The sequence below is a fragment of the SAR324 cluster bacterium genome (assembly GCA_015232315.1).
Classification (GTDB): Bacteria; SAR324; SAR324; order SAR324; family NAC60-12; genus JADFZZ01.
Window position 1 is genome coordinate 85,894 of sequence record JADFZZ010000004.1, and the last position, 21,789, is coordinate 107,682.

Annotated in this window: 18 protein-coding genes; 8 read left to right on the forward strand and 10 right to left on the reverse strand. The window is 43.7% G+C overall.

The window, feature by feature from the left end; genetic code table 11:
* The first annotated feature begins 147 nt into the window (after window positions 1–147).
* Window positions 148–585: a hypothetical protein gene (locus HQM11_04785; GenBank protein ID MBF0350321.1), complete on the forward strand. Its 438-nt coding sequence runs from the start codon at window positions 148–150 to the stop codon at window positions 583–585.
* Here the strand turns inward: HQM11_04785 and HQM11_04790 are convergent.
* Window positions 571–1,566 carry an ATP-binding cassette domain-containing protein gene (locus tag HQM11_04790; protein MBF0350322.1) on the reverse strand — a complete coding sequence of 332 codons (996 nt, stop codon included), beginning with the start codon at window positions 1,564–1,566 and terminating at the stop codon, window positions 571–573. The two genes, HQM11_04785 and HQM11_04790, sit on opposite strands and share 15 nt — an antisense overlap.
* Window positions 1,567–1,700: 134 nt before the next feature.
* Here HQM11_04790 and HQM11_04795 point away from each other — a divergent pair, with 134 nt between their 5' ends.
* Window positions 1,701–2,111, forward strand: a complete 411-nt coding sequence (locus HQM11_04795; protein ID MBF0350323.1) for a DUF1499 domain-containing protein — start codon at window positions 1,701–1,703, stop codon at window positions 2,109–2,111.
* Here the strand turns inward: HQM11_04795 and HQM11_04800 are convergent.
* From HQM11_04800 to kdsB, 7 genes are all read right to left on the reverse strand, one after another.
* Window positions 2,105–4,459: a hypothetical protein gene (locus tag HQM11_04800; GenBank protein ID MBF0350324.1), complete on the reverse strand. Its 2,355-nt coding sequence runs from the start codon at window positions 4,457–4,459 to the stop codon at window positions 2,105–2,107. The two genes, HQM11_04795 and HQM11_04800, sit on opposite strands and share 7 nt — an antisense overlap.
* Before the next feature lie 118 nt (window positions 4,460–4,577).
* A complete protein-coding gene (gene trpD / locus HQM11_04805) occupies window positions 4,578–5,585 on the reverse strand; it encodes an anthranilate phosphoribosyltransferase (GenBank protein ID MBF0350325.1) in 1,008 nt (335 codons plus the stop codon).
* A 38-nt stretch (window positions 5,586–5,623) separates the two neighbouring features.
* Window positions 5,624–6,898 (reverse strand): PilZ domain-containing protein, encoded by a 1,275-nt coding sequence (locus HQM11_04810; protein MBF0350326.1) that lies wholly within the window; start codon window positions 6,896–6,898, stop codon window positions 5,624–5,626.
* 21 nt (window positions 6,899–6,919) lie between these two features.
* Window positions 6,920–7,480, reverse strand: a complete 561-nt coding sequence (locus HQM11_04815) for a hypothetical protein (protein ID MBF0350327.1) — start codon at window positions 7,478–7,480, stop codon at window positions 6,920–6,922.
* 55 nt (window positions 7,481–7,535) lie between these two features.
* On the reverse strand, window positions 7,536–7,898 hold the full coding sequence (locus HQM11_04820; protein ID MBF0350328.1) for a hypothetical protein: 363 nt from the start codon (window positions 7,896–7,898) through the stop codon (window positions 7,536–7,538).
* Window positions 7,899–7,992: 94 nt separating this feature from the next.
* Window positions 7,993–8,340: a hypothetical protein gene (locus tag HQM11_04825; protein MBF0350329.1), complete on the reverse strand. Its 348-nt coding sequence runs from the start codon at window positions 8,338–8,340 to the stop codon at window positions 7,993–7,995.
* Entirely contained in the window at window positions 8,337–9,092 is a 756-nt protein-coding gene (gene kdsB, locus HQM11_04830) for a 3-deoxy-manno-octulosonate cytidylyltransferase (protein ID MBF0350330.1), read from the reverse strand. The genes HQM11_04825 and kdsB overlap by 4 nt, the downstream gene beginning before the upstream one ends.
* Before the next feature lie 491 nt (window positions 9,093–9,583).
* On the opposite strand from kdsB, the gene HQM11_04835 reads away from it, so the two are divergent.
* Entirely contained in the window at window positions 9,584–10,615 is a 1,032-nt protein-coding gene (locus HQM11_04835) for a hypothetical protein (GenBank protein MBF0350331.1), read from the forward strand.
* Between the two features lie 147 nt (window positions 10,616–10,762).
* On the opposite strand, the gene HQM11_04840 is transcribed toward HQM11_04835, so the two are convergent.
* On the reverse strand, window positions 10,763–12,037 hold the full coding sequence (locus tag HQM11_04840; GenBank protein MBF0350332.1) for an aminotransferase class I/II-fold pyridoxal phosphate-dependent enzyme: 1,275 nt from the start codon (window positions 12,035–12,037) through the stop codon (window positions 10,763–10,765).
* Window positions 12,038–12,070: 33 nt separating this feature from the next.
* Window positions 12,071–13,129 carry a homoserine O-succinyltransferase gene (locus HQM11_04845; GenBank protein ID MBF0350333.1) on the reverse strand — a complete coding sequence of 353 codons (1,059 nt, stop codon included), beginning with the start codon at window positions 13,127–13,129 and terminating at the stop codon, window positions 12,071–12,073.
* A gap of 456 nt (window positions 13,130–13,585) precedes the next feature.
* Between HQM11_04845 and HQM11_04850 the strand changes: the two genes are divergently transcribed.
* From HQM11_04850 to glgB, 5 genes are all read left to right on the forward strand, one after another.
* Complete coding sequence (locus HQM11_04850) at window positions 13,586–14,413, forward strand: universal stress protein (protein ID MBF0350334.1); 828 nt, start codon at window positions 13,586–13,588, stop codon at window positions 14,411–14,413.
* Between the two features lie 40 nt (window positions 14,414–14,453).
* Window positions 14,454–16,547 (forward strand): glycogen debranching enzyme, encoded by a 2,094-nt coding sequence (locus HQM11_04855; protein ID MBF0350335.1) that lies wholly within the window; start codon window positions 14,454–14,456, stop codon window positions 16,545–16,547.
* A gap of 59 nt (window positions 16,548–16,606) precedes the next feature.
* Window positions 16,607–17,830 carry a glucose-1-phosphate adenylyltransferase gene (gene glgC / locus HQM11_04860; protein MBF0350336.1) on the forward strand — a complete coding sequence of 408 codons (1,224 nt, stop codon included), beginning with the start codon at window positions 16,607–16,609 and terminating at the stop codon, window positions 17,828–17,830.
* Window positions 17,823–19,301: a glycogen synthase gene (locus HQM11_04865; protein MBF0350337.1), complete on the forward strand. Its 1,479-nt coding sequence runs from the start codon at window positions 17,823–17,825 to the stop codon at window positions 19,299–19,301. The genes glgC and HQM11_04865 overlap by 8 nt, the downstream gene beginning before the upstream one ends.
* Before the next feature lie 187 nt (window positions 19,302–19,488).
* Window positions 19,489–21,705: a 1,4-alpha-glucan branching protein GlgB gene (glgB, locus tag HQM11_04870; protein MBF0350338.1), complete on the forward strand. Its 2,217-nt coding sequence runs from the start codon at window positions 19,489–19,491 to the stop codon at window positions 21,703–21,705.
* Window positions 21,706–21,789 lie beyond the last annotated feature (84 nt).

Consider the following 21,789-nt stretch of genomic DNA (forward strand, 5'->3'; position numbering starts at 1 on the left):
ATTGAGGCCAACATTCCGAATAACAGCACAAAGTGAACGCCTATGAAAATAGTTGGATCTGGTTGATGATTTGCATTAAAGTCATGATGTACTTGCCAATTCAAAAATAGTGCGAAATCATTCAGATTGATTCCCCAAACAGGTTATATGGCTATGATTCAAGATTCCATGCTGGCCCTGATTATCAGGTTTGTGGCAGGAAATAAAAAAATAAATTTTTGTGACAATGAGTTCATTCAACAACAATTGGATGAAATCCAGGCCTTTATTGAGCAGTTTCCTGAAGCAGAGCAGGAATATCAGGCAATGGTCTGGATCCAGACTTATGCCAGAAAATACCGTGAGACCTGGGAAAAAGAAATCATTACTCAGGAAATGGCTCATCAACGCTGTGCGGACTGCCCCTTGAGGAGCGGTGCAAGTTATTGCGAAATTCACAAACAATGGCTGAATCTTCTGGAACAATACATCCATCAGGATATTGGCTCACAGCAATATGTGGAATCGTCTCTTCAGTTGCTGGAAGATCATAAAAACTCTCTAAAAATCAAGGGGCGACCACAGGTTGTGTCAATAGGATGCTGACAGCAGTTGCGGATTTTCCATGAGTGTTTTCATCACACGTTCTACAGGCAGATTTTCTGTGCTGAAATCAAGCACAGGATAACGATGAAGAATTTCAGCACTGATTTCTCTCAATTGCTTCATCGGCAGACGGATATGGACATGGGTTCTTTCCTCATTCCATCTGGTATCCAGAGATGTCCAGAACATATCATCCCTGGATATTGGCGCCGCAAATAAAAAAGAAACATCTTTTTCTTCACCCAACAACTTCTCAAACTCCTGTATGGGACCATCAAAACGTTTCCCACCCTGAAAAATGAGCACCAGCCTTGAGCAAAGCGCCGTGACATCAGCCATATAGTGCGATGTCAGAATGATCGTGCTTCCGGTTTCCTGATGATAGGATTTAATAAATTCCCTGATTTTTTGTTGTGCGATCAGATCCAATCCAATAGTTGGTTCATCCAGAAAAATAATCTCTGGTTGATGGAGTAGTGACGCCATCAATTCAACTTTCATCCGTTCACCCAGGGATAATTTTCGAACATGGACATGAAGGATATGTTCAACCTGTAACAGGGAGGAAAGCAACGCAACCCTTTGTTTGAAGGTATTCCGCTCTATTTCATAGTATCGTCCCAGCAGTTCAAACGAATCCATAGCTGGTAAATCCCACCACAGTTGCGATTTTTGTCCCATAACCAGCGCGATTTTTTTTCGAAACAGGCGCTCTCGTTTTTCAGGGACATGGCCCATCACAGAGAGAGAGCCCCCTGAGGGGACAATGATCCCGGTAAACATCTTCATTAAGGTTGTTTTTCCTGCGCCATTGGGACCAAGTAAACCAATGATTTCGCCATGCTTCACACTCAGATCAAAGGGTTTGACTGCCTCATTCATTTCATGGTTGCGATAAACAAGAGATTTCAGTGCTCCTTTCAATCCGGGAGACTTTCGATAGATGCGAAATGCTTTATAAAGTCCTTGTGCTTCAATCATTGCCGTTCTCTGGAATAATGCTTGCAAACCGTAAAAACAGTTAAATTTATGAAAGATGTTATGAAATCAATCTCAAGGCGGGGTTAATGTTTCCTTCCCGAATAAGATTTAAAATATTTATTCTGGTATGTGTTATGGGGTTATTCAGTTGCGCAGGTAAACGTCCGGAAAATCTTGGAGTCAAAGATCAACACTTGGCTCCTTGTCCCAACAAACCCAATTGTGTTTCCAGTCAAAGTCAGGATGACTCGCATTTCATCAAGCCGTTGACATATCTTGGCACTGTTGAGGAATCCAGGCAATGGTTGAAAGAAATTATTACATCCAAGCCCAATACAACGCTGATCAAGGAAGAATCAGATTATTTCTGGTTTGAGTTTAAATCGGCCTTGATGGGATTTGTGGATGATGTGGAATTTTATTTTCCGCAATCGGAACAGATCATTCATGTACGTTCAGCTTCTCGTCTGGGATATTCGGATATGGGTGCCAATCGTAAAAGGATTGAACTCCTTCGTCAGACCTTCTCGCCGTCAGCTCAATAAAGATTTCCACAAAGCCATACTCCGTATCGGGTACATTCTTGCTGATCCGTCGCGGGGTACAGCATCAATTGATGAGCCGATGAGGCTTCTTTGGATCGTTCGTCAGCCTGGACTCTGGCTGCATAGAGTGCACCCATGTGTAGTTTGACAATATTTTCAATGTACCCCTGCCTGAAACTCAGTGAAATAGACCCATCCATTCGTTCCTTTTCCTCTTTATCCAATAGTTGATGGATCCTATTCAAGGACTCTATCCGTCTATTCTCATTTGTCTGAAACGAAAGGCGTGCTTTCTGGAGTTCTCCTGAAGTCTGAATTTTTTTGCCTGTTCTGGTCCTGGCAAGGTCAGGATTATCCTGAAGCACAGAATATTTTCGCATGGCAACAGTGTATTCTTTATTGCGGTTTGCCTGACGTGCTTCTTCCATCAAAACAAGGGCCGTTTCTTCAGGGGGGGTTAATTGTGATTCAGTGTTCAGACGAACGCGTTCAAGATCCGACAAATTCTGATCAATCGTGTCATATTCATCCGCATAGGGAAACGCTCTTTGAAACTCTACCATCATTGAATATCCACCTCTCATGGCTCTTGCCATAGCAATCTGGTGAATCTGTTTTACCGCATCAAGTGCCTCAGGAACATTGGGATATTTTTGCAAAAAATTCAGATATCCCGCAATGATGTTTGCGTTCCTTACTTTCGCATAGATATCACTGATCGCTTTGCGGGCATGTGAACTGGCAGGATAAAGGGCCACAAATTTCTCAAATTTTTCAACATCCTTTTCTTTTTCATACAAACTGAGCAGAAGCCCTGTTGCCAGCGCGGCTTGCGGAGTATACGGGAATTTTTTAATGAAAGTTTCGTATCCTTCTTCTGTGTTTCCGGAGTGGTAAACTTCGAATTGTCTGTCGATGGCCTGGCTCACATGACGTGATTGGGGATGCCGTTGAATAAACTGATCATAGCCCTCAACGGTGTTCTGAACCTGATACAGTTTTAATATCGATTCAATCGCACCACCTGTATGGGATGACAATGGATAGCGTTCAATAAATTCAAGGTATCCATCAATCGAAGGTGTTTCCTCATATTTTTGAAACAGACGATCCCTTGCGGTTTCCGCTGTGGATGTCCCGTCAAACAGATCAATAAAATTCTGGTAGGATTCAATCGAATTTTTGAGAGTCGCCTGTTCCAGTTGCTGATCAAGAATCATTTGTTGATCCACACCAAGTGATTGAGGACTTTCTTTAATTTGTAAGGCCAGGAGAGGTGCCATTTTTTCCAGGGCCTGTAAAGCAAGCGGCGAGTTTGGATACTGTTGACGGAATAGTTGATAGCCTTTCAGGGTGTTGGTTTGTATTGCCTCCCTCCAGGTTAAGGATTCCTGGAGTAAAATAGCATCATTTATAAAACGACCATAAGGAAACTGAGCCAGATAGGTTTTGACGGCTTGAAGCGTATCAACTCTCAGACTTTCCGCGTATAAAGCTGATTCAAGGTTCAACCGCATCAAGGCAACATATTTGCCTTCAGGAAAATATTTGAGATAATCCAGCGCATTCCGCATTAATTCATTGCTTTGACTTTCTGACAGGTTGGATGGTTTTTGAAATGATAAGGATCTGTCAGGAATCCACCCGGACTGATTGTTTGGTAAGGCAAGACGGGTCCATTCCTGCTGGTGAGCAAGAATATCAAATTCACCTGCGGCATTGATCGTAGAACCTGTCGGTGAATCATAACCTGGAGATTCATGAACTGTCAGTGGAACGATTTGAATAATTGCAATGTGTTTCATGGCGACAGGACCAGGATAAAATAATTCTTCCATTTCCCGCATGGCCTCATTCAAAAATTTCCCTTGAGGAAATTCTTTCAAATACAGGAGATACGGACTCGGTTTTTTCTGTTCCCTGGCAAACTGAATCAGGATGGTTTCCTTGATTTCATTGACTTCCGCAACATATTTTCCCCGGGGATATTGTTCCAGATATTGATCACACACTTCGCGTGTGTGCAGGGTCTGTACCTGTTCAAACAGCCATTGTTCAATCAGGTTCTGAACGTCCTGAACATAGTGTCCCTGAGGAAATTGTTTGAGATAACGCTGGTAGGCATCCTTGGTATGCTGGTGTTTGGCTTGTTCAAACCAGGCTTTATCCAGCAGTTGTGAGGCTTCAGAAGAAAATTCGGAATCGGGATAGTTTCTGATAAAATCTTCATAAGAAGTTATTGTATTTTGTTGTTTGGCTTTTTCAAAGGCTCCAGACGCTCCGCATCCCACCAGAATGGTAAATGTGATGAATATAAGAATGGAGGCCTTTGACACAGAATCTGCCATTTTAAAACCGTTACACACCAGGAACAATTAAATAATTAATATGAACTTTTGAAAGGTGCCCTGAATTTTAATGAAAGTGTTTGATGAAAATTTGCCTAAAAATGGATGTCCTGAAACATTATGATTGAGTAAAATCAATCAACTGTTCCAGCTTTTTCATCGCCATGCCATTTTCCACGAGTTCTTTTGCCTGGGCGATACCCTCTTTCAATGTTGCGGTTTTTTCAGCAACATACAATGCCGCCGCGGCATTTAATATTGCGACATCTTTGGCAGTACCCAGATATTTTCCTGAAAGGATCTGGCGAATCATTTGAGCGCTTTCGTCGGCACTGTTGACACTCAATTCTTTCAGCGATCCTTTTTTCATTCCAAGATCTTCCGGAGTCAAACTATAGGTTTTGACCAGTCCATTTCTGAGTTCTGCGACATAGGTTTTGCTGGTTGTTGTTAATTCGCATAGTCCATCCTCTCCTGTCACCACCATCGCGTTTCGGCTTCCAAGTCGCTGAAGTGCCTGGGCTAGCTTGTGAGTCCACTCCACAGAGGGAACCCCCAAAACCTGGTCCATGGCTCCTGCTGGATTGGTAAGAGGTCCCAGAATGTTGAAAATGGTAGGTATTCCCAGTTCTTTTCGGATAGGTCCCGCAAATTTCATGGCCGGGTGATGTTTTATCGCATAACAGAAACAAATATTGGTTTGGGCAAGGCACTGTTCCACTTTTGGCAAATCAATATTGATATTCACCCCCAGTGCTTCCAGCGCTTCAGCACTGCCACTTTTGCGGGTATTGCTCCGGTTTCCGTGTTTTGCGACAACCGCACCGCCAGCCGCGGCAATAATCGCGGCGCAGGTGGATATGTTGAACGTGCTGATTCCGTTTCCACCAGTACTACAGGTATCTACGGCATTAGCGGGGGCCTGAATGTGTGCGGACTTTTGACGCATCGCTGTTGCCGCTCCGGCAATTTCTTCTACATTTGCGCCTTTAGCTTGCAGGAGCGCTAAAAAGGCCCCCGCCTTGATTGGTGTTGCGTCTTCACTCATGATCCACTGGATCGCTTGATGCGATTCATCAAATGTTAAATCCTGCAATTTCAATAATTTTTGCAACAATTCATTCATTATTTCAGTCCTTTCTCTCTCAGGGTGTGGCTGACTCACTATTCATAAAATTTGAAATTTTTCAGTTTTTTCTTTCGTGAGCGGTCTTTCCGGGCAACGGTTCCCAAACCTTTATATTTGACATAGAGCAACAATCGATCCAACAAATCATGCTCTTTTGTGGATAAATCCATGAACTTCAGACCATAAACCCATTGTTTATTCTGTTTTTTTCTGGTCATGATCCGTCCCCCCAGGGTCAGTGGACTGGATAGTGCTTCAGATTCAATGTTGACCCACGCCCAGGTTTTGGGTTTAATTTTGAAATGGGTCAGCAATCCCACCCCTCCCACAGACATATCCACCAGAATGCCTTCAAAATTATCATTCAGGGTATGTCCGGAAACTGGAATATTGCAGGAATGACGTGGAGCAAATCGTTGTTCCAGGAATAGTTTACGAAAAAATATTGCATGGCTAAGCAACAATCTGGCGGATTCCTGATGAGAAATAGCGTAATTGAAATTGACCAGAAGATGATCGCCCATATGAAGACGTGTGTCCAGTCTCACGGGAAGTCGAACAGGCCCGCTTAAGGAAGGATGGACAAAATCAACAATGGTCATTTGCTTTAGATCAACCCACTTTTCCCAGGAGCCTGTTTTGATACGTGCTTCAAAAGATAAAATACTCACATGCTCAACTGTTCCATCTACAAAAAGAATACTTTCTTCGTCTGACAACCGGCAAGTCAGGCCCGAAATAAAATTATGGATGACCCCCTGAAGATGAACATCCACCAACATGGTGCTTAGCGAATAGCGAGTGTCGGTGTTGATGGTTCCGAGATAAATATGATAACCCAATAATGGAAGATACAACACCGCAAACAGTCCATGCAGGGCAATCAACACGCTTTTAAGTCCCGGCAAATCATGCGGACGTAAAAAATAAAGGGTGATTCCCGTAATGGACATCAGTGTAATCACGACCACTGACAAGAGTAGGAACAGCCATTGTTTCACGATCATTTTATCTGAAACGATACTTTCGCCACCTTTACCAGTGGGATTCTGCAACACAATCAGGCTCAAAATTCCGGAACCGGTCATCCAGAAAATTCCAATGGTGATATGCCACCATCGGGTATCCCGAGCTAAAAAATCTCCCACATGGCGTAGTTCAACGATTTGAGAAATCCCCAGAGTATACAGTAACAGAATCATGGTCGCATTGAACCAGTGCAACCATCGTATACGGGGAGCGAATCGTGAAATGATGACAGTATCCTCAGGTGCTAACAGTTCCAGTCCGATACTTGCGGCATTTGTCATGAAGGTCCTTGGAAAATATGGCTACAGATATTCGCCTGTGGCAACATTGTAATATTTTGAATATTCTTTACCGGTTTTGACATGACAGTCCACACACCGGACATCAGTATTATCCCGTTTCATATCAAAATCGCCCTCATCCATCAATTGGTGTGCGTAACGGACATCAGCCTTGCTGTGATTATGACAACTAATACATTGAACTTTTCGATACGTGGTCCGGTTGGTGATATCTTGGTGGCATTCCTTGCACTTCAACGTGAAATGATATTTTTTTCCTTCGAGCACCAGAACTTTACTGTGATATAAGGCCGCAGTGGATTGTTTCCATCCAAAAAAACTGGGTTGATGGCACAAATTACAGGTTCCCAAATCATTATGGGCTTCCGGACGATTGGTATGGCAACTGTCACAACGGCGCTGAATGCCGTAAATATTCAGTTTCAGGTCGCCCAACAATCCGCGCCCATGCCCAAACAGTCCAACGTCAAAAAATTGCTCATAGGGCGTTTCTCTTACGCGGGGATCAGTGCATGAAATGAGCAAAAAGCAGATTCCAATTATTCCAGTGATACGAAGCATCAGGGGGTTTATATGAAGCAGATTACAAATTGAGAAGGCAATGCCACAGTTTGACTCAGGATTCTTCAACTTCCTGTTCCTCATCAGAATGTACATGATCCAGGACGGTAATCAAAATCAGGGAAAACAGTGCTCCTGATACAAAGCCTTGTCGAACAGGCCACCAATCGTGGACAAGAAACAGGTCCGATAACGCCAGAAACACAGGGACTAATCCAATTGCCACATACACCGCATTAGGGTTGCTTATTCGAACCTTGAACCGGATAAACCGGATCAAAAATGGAATGACAACGCCCCAAACAATGCCATATCCCCAGTCTGTGTTAAATCCTCCGGGAGACGGGATGCTGAAGATTAATAGAATCAGACAGGTCAGGTTGTAAGACGAAATATGAAATTTACCAATGGGAATCATGACACCTCAAACTCAATATTTTGAAAAAAAGAATTCTTACTTTTGCAGGTATGCTGTTTGGACGCACATGTCAATAATTAACAAAGACAAAATTCTATGATTCCTGGATATCGCTCAAATAATAGCGCCACGCCGGAGCATGTTGCTCAATGTGGTGGATCAGTTTTTCAGATATTTCACGTAACAATGCGACCTGATCATCAGGATCCGGCAGATTGTAGGGTTGTATTCGTATCTGGATAGCTCCTCCAGCGGGTGTTTCTTGATTTTGTGTAACTTTAAGGAGTAATTCCTCTGGTTGAACAATATAATAGCAGGGGTGAGAATCGATGCTCTGTCCTGTTTGAACAGGTTTTCCAGATGTGGACAGCACCTCAACCAAAAATTCAAACACTTTCCGGGAAGAATCTGAATTGTCTAAATATAAATCCCTAAACTTCATGCTGGAGTTTCCTTTGTCTTGTGGGAGTTGTTCATTAAAAAACGCTCCACTTTAAGGATGTCGTCTGGATGATCCACACCAATCCCCTCAAATTTTGCGGGAACGCACAAAATCGGGTATCCACGTTCCAATATTCTTAGTTGTTCCAGTGATTCAGTGCTTTCCAGTTGAGTTTGAGGCCATTTACTGAATGCCAGCAGAAAATCTTTCCGGTAAAAATATATACCAAGATGTTTCCACATGGATTGCGGAGGGTGCCGGGGATAAGGAATTGCGGCTCTGGAAAAATACAAGGCATGGTTGTTCTGATTTAAAACAACCTTGACTACATTCGGATTATTAAAGTGTGTCTCCTCTGTGATCGGGAAAATCAAGGTTGATATTGGACACTCACCTGTCCCCATTGTGGTTTCTACCAGGTTATTCAAATCATCTGGAGAAATGACCGGTTCGTCCCCCTGAACATTCAAGATCCATTCGCAGGATAGATGTTGTGCGGCTTCAGCCAGACGATCCGTTCCCGTAGAGTGATCGGGGCTGGTCATGATGACTTCTCCGCCAAAATCTTTTACAACCCGGGCAATTCGCTCATCATCCGTGGCAACCATCACCTTTTCAATTCCTGATTGTGTGACCTGTTGATATACACGCTGGATCATTGGCAGGCCCATGATCTTCACCAGGGGTTTTCCGGGAAATCGTGTAGATGCGTAGCGAGCTGGAATAATGGCGACAACCTTATGAAATGTCATGATCAGTCTCAGAGCCAGGTTGAACAGAATATTGGTGGTATTTGTATAAAATCCCTCATGAAAGCTATTCTTACAGAAATCCTTGAGGAGTGTCTATTCTAAAATTTGAGATTTTATGGCGCACATATTGTCATCCATTGTGCATTTTATGTCATATGTTTCACGTTATTATCATTCGATGTAATTTAATAACATCAAATTAAGCCATAATATTTGTTCTGAGATTCATGTTTTTAATATTTACCAGAGACAACTACGCAAAAATTTGGGCATTAAAAATATTACTAATATAATCAATAATTTGATTGTGTTTGTTTCAAAGAAACAGGGAATATAAAATATTGTTAAAAATAGTTAAAATTTATTTTTTTTAAGTAAAAAATTGTTAGATTGGCATGAATATTGAGTTAGTGAATCCGTCATGTTTAATTCAGGATTGACTCGCAATGAATGTGAGTCATGTATGAATAACCCCAACAAAGGATGGATATATGATAAAAAAAATCGCAATTACCTCAATGGCTGCTTTTTTGAGTCTGTCTGTGGCAAATGCTAAATGTCTGGACCAACAGGAAACCAAATTATGTTTGGGTGGTGAAGTAGCCGGCGCATTACAAATCAGTTCCAGTGATAATGGCACAACATCATCATCTCATATTGCTACTCCTGGAAGAGCTGAGTTGACTGCGAATATTGTGTTACCAGAAAACAATGGCTGGCAAACAGAAGCCTATTATACCATTAGCTCTGACTCTAATGAAAAGCTGGATGACTATCGGATCAAGGTTTCTTCCGGTAATGTGTCAATTCTGGCTGGACGAGATGGCATTGGCTACGTCAAACAAGGACAAAACTATGTGACAGAAATGGGATCAACCACTGTCGGAACCTATGGTGATGGAACGCTGCTCAATGATAACAATCTGGCGCTGGAATATAGAGTCAATGAGAATTTCGCAATGCGTGGTGGCTTGAGTTATGAGGCCTATGAAGCCGTTGCGGCACAGGCCGAAGTCCTCGATAGTACGACGGGTGCCGTGATCACTCCGGCTCAGGATGCTATAAATGCTGATGCCATGGCCTTGGCGCTGGTGGCTGAAGCTAACGTTGCCGGCTTGGGATTTGGACTTGAATTTGAAACCAAATCTTATGGCGAACCTGCGGATGCTCCAACAGGGTTTACCGCACCTGATGGGCAAACCACATTGACTGTTGGTCTGCAATATACAATTGCTGACAAGTACACTCCCTACCTGAACTATGGATCTTTCACACAGAATGCTGATGTGACTGAAACAGGAATTGATTTTGGTGTTGACGCCAATCTGGATGTGGTCGGACTGACCGTTGGTATGGAAAATTATGACAGTGGAATTGATGGTGCTGACACAACAAGCAGCATATACCTGGGCGTGATCGCTGGTGTGTTTGGTGATACACAGGTTGGATTTCAATATCAAACCAGCACTACGGGTGATATTTCATCCAGTGAAACAATGGTTGAGTTATATAGCACATTCTAACCATTCAAGTGGTTCTGCGATAACCCGTAGTCCCCCACGGGTTATCTTAACCACTCAGTTCGGTTGGTTTACCAGTCGACCTGCCACCTTCCTGAAAGTAGCCTGATCAAATTCAATGTTCTGACCCGACCAAACCGTTTCCGTTCACTATTGTGCAGCTTGAGCCAACGCTTGTTCCAGATCTGCGACAATGTCATCAATATGCTCAATACCAATACAAAGCCGTATCATATCAGCGGTGACACCGGCTGACGTCAGTTCGGTTTCTGACAACTGTCTGTGTGTCGTTGATGCCGGATGCGCCGCTAATGACTTGGCATCCCCGATATTGACCAGACGTTTGAATAATTTGAGAGCATCATAAAATTTGACAGCGGATTCATAACCACCCTTGATTCCAAAAGACATCAAGGCTGACGGTCGCCCCTTCGTATATTTTTGCGCGAGTTCATAATACGGCGAATCTGGAAGTGCCGCAAATTTAACCCAGGCAACCCTAGGATGTTGTTTTAAATATTTTGCCGCGGCCAGGGCATTGTCACAATGGCGTTCCATGCGCAATGGAAGGGTCTCGATTCCCTGTAAAATCAGAAACGCGTTCATCGGACTGATGGCAGAACCTGTATTTCTCAAGGGAACAGTACGGGCTCTTGCGATATAGGCGGCTGGTCCCATCGCGGCCGTATAAACCACACCATGATAGGAAGGTTCCGGCTTGTTCAACACAGGAAATCTTTCAGGGTATTTTTCCCAGGGGAATTTTCCGGAATCCACAATGAGTCCTCCCAGTGAATTTCCATGCCCGCCCATATATTTGGTCAGTGAGTAAACTACTATGGAAGCACCATAGTCAATTGGCCTGATGATAGCCGGAGCAACGGTGTTATCCACAATCAATGGTATTCCATGTTTTTGTGCCATTTTCGCAAGGGCTTCAATATCCACAATATTGCCTGCCGGATTGCCGATGCTTTCGCAATAGACAGCAACAGTTTTATCATCTATCAAGGCTTCAAGGCTGGCGGCACTGTCATCCTTTGCAAAACGCACATCAATTCCCTGCTTGGGGAGCATGTGGGCAAACAAAGTATAGGTTCCGCCATAAAGCATGGGAACAGAAACAATATTGTTACCTTGTTCAGCAATCGTCAGAATGGAGTAATTGATTGCGGCACTGCCTGAACTGACCGCAAGTCCGGCAATTCCGCCATCCAGCGCAGCCACTCTTTTTTCCAGAACATCCGCAGTCGGATTCATGATTCTGGTATAAATATTTCCGGGAACCGCCAGGTTGAATAAATCAGCTCCATGCTGGGCGTTGTCAAATTCATAGGCGACTGTCTGATAAATGGGCACGGCCACAGATTTTGTGGTCGGATCTGTTTGATAACCGGCATGAATGGATATTGTTTCTGGTTTCATAGTCTAATGAACTCCTAAGTTTAAGTTGAAAATTCAGACAGTTTTTCCGGAACTGTCCGGTCGGACCAGCGGATGAGGATGATCAAACGCGGTTTTTTGATAGACAAGGCCCAGCCAGTTGTTAAAAATGGCTTTTCCTGTGTCTCTCCAGGTATTATCAAGATAAGGTTCAATCCTTTGCTCAGGAAAGGGAGGAATGGGGGTTCCTTTTTCTTTGGCAATAAACACCATGAGTTTGTATTGTTCCGCAATGCTTTGGGCTTCAGGACTGAAATAATTTTCCGGGGAAGGCGGATAATCAGGTCGTTTTCCATCCAGAAATAACAGAATTTCACGTTTATATTCTTTCAGCAGACTGTTGCTGTCATATTCAGGATGTCCCTGTAGAAAGAAAATTCTGAAATTATCAGGACTGACGGCCATGTTAACCCCTCCATCCAGAGATTCGACCAGAATCTTCAATCCTGCCTTTTCGAGTTGTTCCCTCAAAAGGGTGTTGTATCTGGATTGCGGGACATCAAACCGGGTGTTGATATCTCTCAGGACAGGATGTTCCACCTGGGTGATCCGATGGCTATAAACGCCCCATAGTTTTTGTGGCAGCATGTATCGATCAATATTATACAGATGCTTCACCAGCGCATGCGTCGAAAGGCAGGAACAAAGCACGGAGGCCACATTTTCAGTAGCCCAACTGATGACTTCTTTCAGCGTATGCCAGAATGGTTGTTGCTCCAGCATGGGGCTGGCGACATTTGCGCCAGTGATGATCAGGGCATCAAGCCCCTGTTTTTTGACGCTCTCAAAGGATGTGTAAAAATTATTGATATAATCCTGGGTATCTTTTCCACGGGCAAGACCTGGAATTGAAAAGGGATGAATGTAAAACTGCGCAATCTGGTTACAACTGCCAATCAATCGCATGAATTGACGTTCGGTCGCCTGTAGTGCCGCATCAGGCATCATATTCAGCAGTCCAATATTTAACTCTCTGATATCCTGATGCAGAGCATCTTTTAAAGACAGGACGTCCTGACCTTGTACACGTAATTGATCAAAAGTTGGCAATTGGCTATGTGCGACTAAAGGCATGGTACCTTTTCACATAAAATGTTTTCAAATCAGATGTTCAGCCATGGTGTTGCCGCGAACACTCATTGACTGATACCTCAACGATATAGGGTTGTTTATGGGTATTTTCAGGAGAGATAACGTCCACTCAGACTGAAAACCAAATAATGGAAGACAATGAACCATATCGAAATGATACTGTCGAGAAAAATGGTTGAAAATTAAATGTGTGATTGACATTCTCTTTGGGATAACACAATAACAGATAAAATGACTGTTGATAAACCCTGAAAACATAATTTACGGTTCAATCCCATCAAATTGTCTTAATGTATTCGACGGATTGGATGCCTGTGATACAGGTGTTTTTCAATGAATGATGGATATTGACCGCAATATTAAGTACCCGATCAAAAGTTATTTAACATTTTTGATCGGGGTACTTATACAAATTTAAAAACCAATTGAAGGTTAGTTATGGCTCCGAGGTATCTGGTTCCAATAGATTTTTCACCGGTATCTGTCGATGTTGTACGGTTTGCGGACCAATGGGCTGTTCAGACAAAGGCTGAAATTTGGATCCTGCATGTCAGTCAGGCAACTTATACGTATTATCCTGACCGGAAACAAAATGGTGAACTCCTTCCACAATCTGTGGATGATTTGAAATTGAAGGACTGGGTCGCAGCCCTCGATCTCAAGTCTCCTGTGCAGTGTTTTCATAAAACGGGGCTACCCTATTATGAGATTCTTCAGGCCTCCAGGCAGAAAGATGTGGCCTCCATCATTATGGCTGCCCATTCTCATGCCATGAGGGATCGTCTGTTTCTTGGAAGTAACACGGATCATGTTCTGCATCATGCAACCTGCCCGGTGTTTGTTTACAAGAAAAACGGGCAGGTGTTTTCCGAGAATATTATTGTGCCGGTGGATTATCATGAAATCAACGCGCAAGTGATTCATTTTGCGGATCAATGGTGCCAAATCAATGGTGGAACGCTTAATTTCATTCATGTGATCCGGAATGGAGAAGGCAAGGAGGTCGCAGACATGAATTTCTTTGAGCAGAAGCTGTTTGGATTTCTTGATGGTTTCAAGATCCAGTCTTCCTATGAAGCTGTCATTCGTGTAGGAAAACCCTATTTGGAAATTTTGGCACTTCAGGAACAGATAAATGCCTGCTGGATCATGTTGGCGGCTCATTCCCACACCCAATTAGACCGCCTGTTGATGGGAAGCACTACAGATTATCTGGCTCATAACGCAAAATGCCCCGTTTATATTTTTAAACAGTCAACCAGTTGAGTTCGAGGTTGAAGTGATATGCAATTGAAAGGATCAGATTATGGCTTTATTTACTAAAATCAGCCCCTTGGCTCATGCGCCGTCAGGCATGACGCATGAGGGGCGGCAACTGGTGTTCAGTCTCTATGTGAAAGATGCTGAAAAGATTGAGTATCTGTTTTATCCCAACCCCTATCAAATGAAAATGGGGCAGCAATACTCCCGTCTGGAATGTGTAGAGTTGAACCTGAAAACATTCAGCGTTGGCAATCTTTGGAATTGGAAAGGGGAGTTGACCGCTGACTTTGACGAAAATTATGTGTTTGGCGTTGTCATCCGTATTTGGAAAATCGATCCTCAAACCGGAAAAGCCATTCCACATCTGGTCATTGACCCCTATTCCAGAGAAACCTCGGGTGGAGAACAATGGCGACAATCAGAAGGCTTTGAAATTGATGCTAAAACGCTGAAGATTAAAAGAATTCCAAGAACATCTGTTCACGACCCATATGTGATCAGACGTTTGCCTGTATTACGCTATTATCACTACAATGTGGATCGACCTGCTCACCCACGAATACCGTTATCAGAATCCATTATTTATGAATGCCATGTCAGAGGTTTTACAAACAGTCCAACTTCAAGGGTTTCTGATCCAAAATATCGTGGCACCTATAAAGGTTTGACCGAGTGTATTCCCTATTTTCTGGAATTGGGAGTTACAACCATTGAACTTCTGCCGATCTATGATTTTGATGAAAATGAAAACGTCAATGTTTCGCCCTTCACACGAGAACCGTTGATCAATTATTGGGGCTATTCACCGTTATTGTTTCTGGCGCCCAAACAAAGCTATGCCTATAACATGGAGGATCCCATCTCCGAATTCAAGGAAATGATTGACGCCTTTCATGAGGCTGGCCTGGAAGTGATTCTGGATGTGGTTTACAACCATACCGCAGAACAGGGATCCGATGGTCCTATCGATCATTTTCGCTGGCTGGATGAGGAAACCTACTACATTTATCACAAAACAAATCTGGCTAATTATTCAGGTTGCGGAAATACCCTGAATTGTTCGCATCCTGTGGTGAAACGACTGATTTTGCAAAGCCTTCGTTATTGGGTGAATGAAATCGGGGTTGATGGTTTCAGGTTTGATCTGGCTTCTATCTTGGATAGAAATCATGAAGGTCAGATGAATGCGTTCCCGTATCTCCTGTGGGAAATTAAAAATGACCCGGCACTGTCGGCAGGCATCAAGGTCATTGCCGAACCCTGGGATAGTGGCGGGGGCTATCAACTCGGGCACATTGCCTATCATGCCTGCTGGGCAGAATGGAATGATCGTTTTCGTAATACGGTTCGAAAAGCTGTAAAGGGTGAGGATGGTATGATCTGGGGCATCATGAACAGTCTTGCCGGAAGTCCTGATGTTTATCAGTCGATTCAGAACGGACGTGATTTCAGCATCAATTTTCTCACGGCGCATGATGGTATGACCATGTGGGATCTTGTGTCCTACAACCACAAGCATAATGAGGAAAATGGAGAAGAAAACCGTGATGGTACCAATGATAACTTTTCCTACAATTGCGGAATAGAGGGTCCAACGAAAGATATGGCCATCAATAACCTCCGTTGGAAAAAAATGCGGATGATGCATTTAATGCTACAAATTTCAAATGGAACTCCCATGTTGCTTGGAGGCGATGAACTGGCACGCACGCAGTTGGGAAACAACAATCTCTATTGCATTGATTCCCCCTTGAATTGGGTAGATTGGCGATTGGTGCAGAAAAATGTCCATTTGTTGCGCTTTGTCAAGCAGGCCATTGCCATCAGAAAACAATATCGGGATTTATTGTTTTCCACTGAAAGTCATTATTCCTGGTTTAACTCCGAAGGTGGTGAAGCGGATTATAGTTCTTATATTCGCACACTGGTCTGGCATATTTCACATCCCAGTCATCCTAAAAAAGCCATGTGCGTTTTGCTTAATTTTTTTCATGGTGCCATTGATTTCAAATTTCCGGAGAGTGGACAGTGGTTTTGTGTCATGGATACAAAACAGGATTCAAATGTCATGGGCCGGATTATGAATAATATTGTCAAGGTTGCCGGTTTTTCAATACAGATTTACCGGCGTGTATGAGTTATGAACGGACCTTTGTCCTAACAGGAGTCCATCCTATAACATGAAAGGAAACTGAGATGAATGTACTGAGCATGATACTGGCGGGAGGAGAGGGAACCCGGTTGTATCCACTAACGATTGACAGAGCCAAACCGTCCGTCCCTATTGGCGGAAATTACCGGATTATTGATTTTGTGTTGAATAATTTCATGAATTCCGGAGTTCTGAAAATGTATGTACTGACCCAGTTCAAATCGCACTCACTGATGCGCCATTTACGACTGGGATGGAGAATTTCCGGTTTGACCCGCACATTCATTGACCCCATTCCCGCCCAGATGCAGACCGGAAAGAAATGGTATGAGGGCACGGCAGACGCTATTTATCAGAATATCAACCTGATCAAGGATGAAGACCCTGAACTGGTGTGTATCTTTGGCGGCGATCACATCTACAAGATGGATATACAGCAAATGATCAAATTCCATCAAAAGAAAAACGCTGTGATGACTGTTGCGGCGATCCCGGTGCCAATACGTGATGCCCATCATTTCGGCGTGATTGAGGTTGATGACGATTGGAAAATGATCGGCTTTCAGGAAAAACCCAAAGAAAATCCCAAAACCATTCCGGGTGACCCTGACCATGTGCTGGCTTCCATGGGAAATTATGTGTTCAATACCAAAGAGTTGGTGGAAGAATTGATGGAAGACGCACAAAATGTTGATTCTGACCATGATTTTGGTAAAAATATCATTCCGCACCTATATCCACAGGGCGGCGTTTATGTTTATAACTTTCTGGAAAATGATATTCCGGGCATCAGTGAAAAGGAAAGAGGGTATTGGCGTGATGTAGGAACCATTGATGCTTATTGGGAAGCCAACATGGATTTTATTCAGGTTGACCCCGTTTTTAATCTGTATAATCATAAGTGGCCACTGAATACATACAACCCTCCTTATCCTCCAGCAAAATTTGTGCATTTCAGCGAGATACGAACAGGACATGCTATCAATTCCATGGTGGCAACTGGAACCATCATCAGCGGCGCGATGGTCGAACAGTGCGTCATCAGTTATAATGTCAGAATTCATAGTTTCTGTCATGTCAGTCAGTCGGTGATCATGGATAATGTGCAGATCGGCAGAGGCGCTCAGATTCAACGAGCTATTATTGACAAAGATACAATCATCGCACCTGGTACGAGAATCGGTTACGATCTTGAAGCTGACCGAAAGCGGTTTCATGTCTCGCCCAATGGCATTGTTGTTATTCCCAAAGGAGTTCGCGTTGAGTAAAAAATATAAAATTATCTTCACTATCTCTGAATGTAATGGATTTGCCAAGACTGGAGGTCTTGCGGATGTCGGAATGTCACTGCCACTTGCTCTCAAGGAACACGGGCATGATGTCAGGATTGTTATTCCATTTTACCGTGGTGTCTCCAGAAACTATAACACGATGACTGCTGTTCATTCCCTCGGTGTTCCGATGGGGGACCATGAGGCATGGTGTTCCGTACGTTATCTGATCGAAGAAGGCGTTCCTGTTTATTTTATTGAGCATAATGGATTTTTCGATCGGGATCGTATCTACGATGATGGAAACTATGAATATGGTGATAACGCCCTGCGGTTTGGCTTTCTCTCCCGTGCGGTGTTGCAATTATGCAAAGTTCTCCATTTCATGCCGGATATCATTCACTGCAATGACTGGCAGACAGCAATGACACCCTATTATCTCAAGGAATATGAGCGCGATAATTATTTTTTGAGCAAAACCGCATCGGTTCTGACCATCCACAATGCGGCATTCCAGGGCAAATTCTGGGGTGGCTTTGCAGGGCCACTGGCTATCGCCCACAAAGATATGGTGTCAGACTGCTTTGAAGATTTCGGCATGATTAATTTTCTGAAGGGCGGTATTGCCTATGCCGACAAGATCAACGCAGTGAGTCCAGGTTATGCTGAAGAATTGACGACCTATGTGGGAAGTCATGGATTGCATGACTCATTCATGAGACGGCAACAGGATTTCAGCGGAATCCTCAATGGTTGCGATTATCATATCTGGGATCCTGAAATTGATCATCTGATTCCTGCTCAATTCAGTCTCGATGACTTGAGCGGCAAAAAACTCTGCAAAAAAATGCTTCAGAAAAGTTTTAATCTTCCTCAGCTTTCTCACACACCCGTGATCGGAATTGTCAGCCGATTGACCCAGCAGAAAGGCTTTGATTATACCCTGTCTGCGATGAGGGATATTCTGATTAATAATGATGTTCAGGTAGTGATCCTGGGCGCAGGCGAATCCTGGATTCAGGATGCCCTGCATGGCCTGGCCTGGGAATTTCCTGAAAAGTGTGGCGTGACGATCCGCTACAGTGAGGAAGTGGCCCATTATATCGAAGCCGGCAGCGATATGTTTTTAATGCCTTCTTTATTTGAACCCTGTGGACTGAATCAGATGTACAGTTTGAAATATGGCACCTTGCCCATTGTTCGGGCTGTCGGCGGATTAAAAAACACAGTGGAACATTATAACATCCTCGATGGCAGTGGAACAGGGTTTGTGTTCCAGTTGCCAACGAGCGGCGATGTGGTTCAGTGTGTGAACTTTGCCCTGGAAACCTATCATAAGCGCCCCACTCATTTCCAGAAAATGATACATCAGGCCATGCAACAACACTTTGATTGGCGCAGTTCAACCATTAAATATGAAGAACTCTATGAAAGTGCGATTAAAAAACGTCAATCAGGGTCCCGGTAAAACGGCTTCATTACCCCCTTGCCAGTTTTAACTTGTTATTTTGCTCTGCAAAGCCAATACAAAGCCATTCCTGAGCCTGTCTAGCAGAACAGGCTCTATCCAGCAACAGAATCAGTTCCTTCTTGATTAACGCATAGTTTCTCTTTCCATATTTCACATAAACTCATTTCCTTACAAGGTAGCGGTTATGTCACGTATAAAATTATCGGACGCAGAAAAAGATGCTTTGGTTGCAGCTAATTTCCAAACACCACGATCAGTATTAGGTTTTCATGAAGTAAAAAGAACCACTCAACCACCGGTCTGGGTAATTCGGGTACTGGAACATGACGCTGCTTCGATTCAAGTGTTGTGGGAGGAGCAGGAACCTCTGAGCATGGAAAAAATTCATGATGGGGGATTGTTCGAACTGGTCATGGCACCCCTGAAAGAACTGACCCCCTATAAATTAAAAATTACTTATGTCAATGGCGTTGAAGTGTTACGGAACGATCCCTATTATTTCACACCCCAGTTGACAGAATATGACTGTTATCTGTTCAATCAGGGAAATCACCATCAGATCTACAGAAAACTGGGATCACACCCCACAAACATCGAAGGCGTGGACGGTGTATTATTCGCGGTTTGGGCACCCAATGCCCAGCGGGTGAGTGTTGTGGGCGATTTTAATTTATGGGATGGCCGTAAAAATCCGATGCATCTGGTTGGACATTCAGGAATCTGGGAAGTATTCATCCCTCATGTGAAGCAAGGCGCTTTCTACAAATATGAGATCAAGGACAGACACGGAAGTATCCGTCTGAAAACAGACCCGTATTGTGTGGCAATGGAGCAACGACCCTCCACGGCATCCATGGTCTATGATCTCGAGGGACATCAATGGAATGACCGTGGTTGGCTTGATCACAGAAAAAACAGCAATATTTACAAGGAACCTGTCAGTATTTATGAAGTACATCTGGGTTCATGGAGAAGGGTACCCCATGAAGAAAACCGGTTTCTGACATATCGTGAAGCCGCTGATCAATTGATTCCGTATGTCAAGGATATGGGATACACCCACATTGAACTTCTGCCCGTTGCGGAACATCCGCTGGATGCCTCATGGGGCTATCAGGTTATCGGTTTTTTTGCCGTAACATCAAGGTTTGGAACACCTCATGATTTTATGTATTTCGTGGATCGGTGTCATCAGGAAGGTATCGGTGTGCTCGTTGATTGGGTTCCCGGACATTTCCCCAAGGATGAAACCGGTCTCGTCTATTTTGATGGAACGCATCTGTATGAACATGAGGATACCCGTAAAGGTGAACACCTGGAATGGGGAACTCTGGTTTTTAATTATGGCCGTCATGAAGTATCCAATTTTCTAATCTCAAATGCTTTGTTCTGGTTTGATGTTTACCATATTGATGGAATCCGGGTCGATGCCGTTGCCTCCATGCTTTATCTGGATTATGGCCGGAAAGAAGGGGAATGGCTTCCTAACAAATATGGTGGAAAAGAAAATGTGGACGCGATTGATTTCATGCGGCGTCTGAATGAAGTGCTGTTCAGCTATCATCAGGGTATTTTGACTGTGGCTGAAGAATCAACCTCATGGACTGGAGTGACTCATCCCACTTACACAGGAGGACTCGGGTTCAACTTCAAATGGAATATGGGGTGGATGAATGACACGTTGCGATATATGTCCAAAACCCCGGTCTACCGTAAATATGATCATCATCTGATCACTTTTTCTCTCATGTATGCCTTCTCTGAAAACTTCATTCTGCCGATTTCGCATGATGAAGTGGTTCATGGAAAATCTTCGCTTCTCAGCAAAATGCCAGGTGATGCCTGGCAGCAAAGAGCCAATTTCCGGCTGTATCTGTTTTTCCAGATGGCACATCCCGGAAAACAGTTATTGTTCATGGGGTCCGAGTTTGGTCAATGGCTCGAATGGAGCGAAGCACGAAGTCTTGACTGGCACTTGCTGGAATTCCACGAACATCGACAGTTGCAGGACTTTTGCCGCGAAAACAACTGGTTCTATCGCCGATATCCCACGCTGTACACCAATGATTTCAGTTGGAAAGGTTTTGAATGGATTGATCTGCATGATAATGACAACAGCGTGCTTTCCTTTTTAAGACGAGGCGACGAAAACACTCAGGACCCACCCATCATTTTTGTGATAAACGCAACACCCGTTCCCAGAAACCAGTACATGATCGGTGTCCCTGACAGTGGACTCTACCATAAAATTTTTGACACGGATTCTCCCCGTTTTGGTGGAAGTGGTTACAACAGGCAGGATACCATTCATAGCGGTTCACTGGAGTGGCAGGGTCGCCCATACTCACTTTGTCTCGATCTTCCCCCTCTGGCTGGAGTCGCCTTTAGTTTGAAACAATAAGTGATTGAAGTGAAATAATTGATAATTTGAAAATTATTTCTTTGCTTCCCGAATTTATTTTGCTAAGGGAAATTCAGGACAACT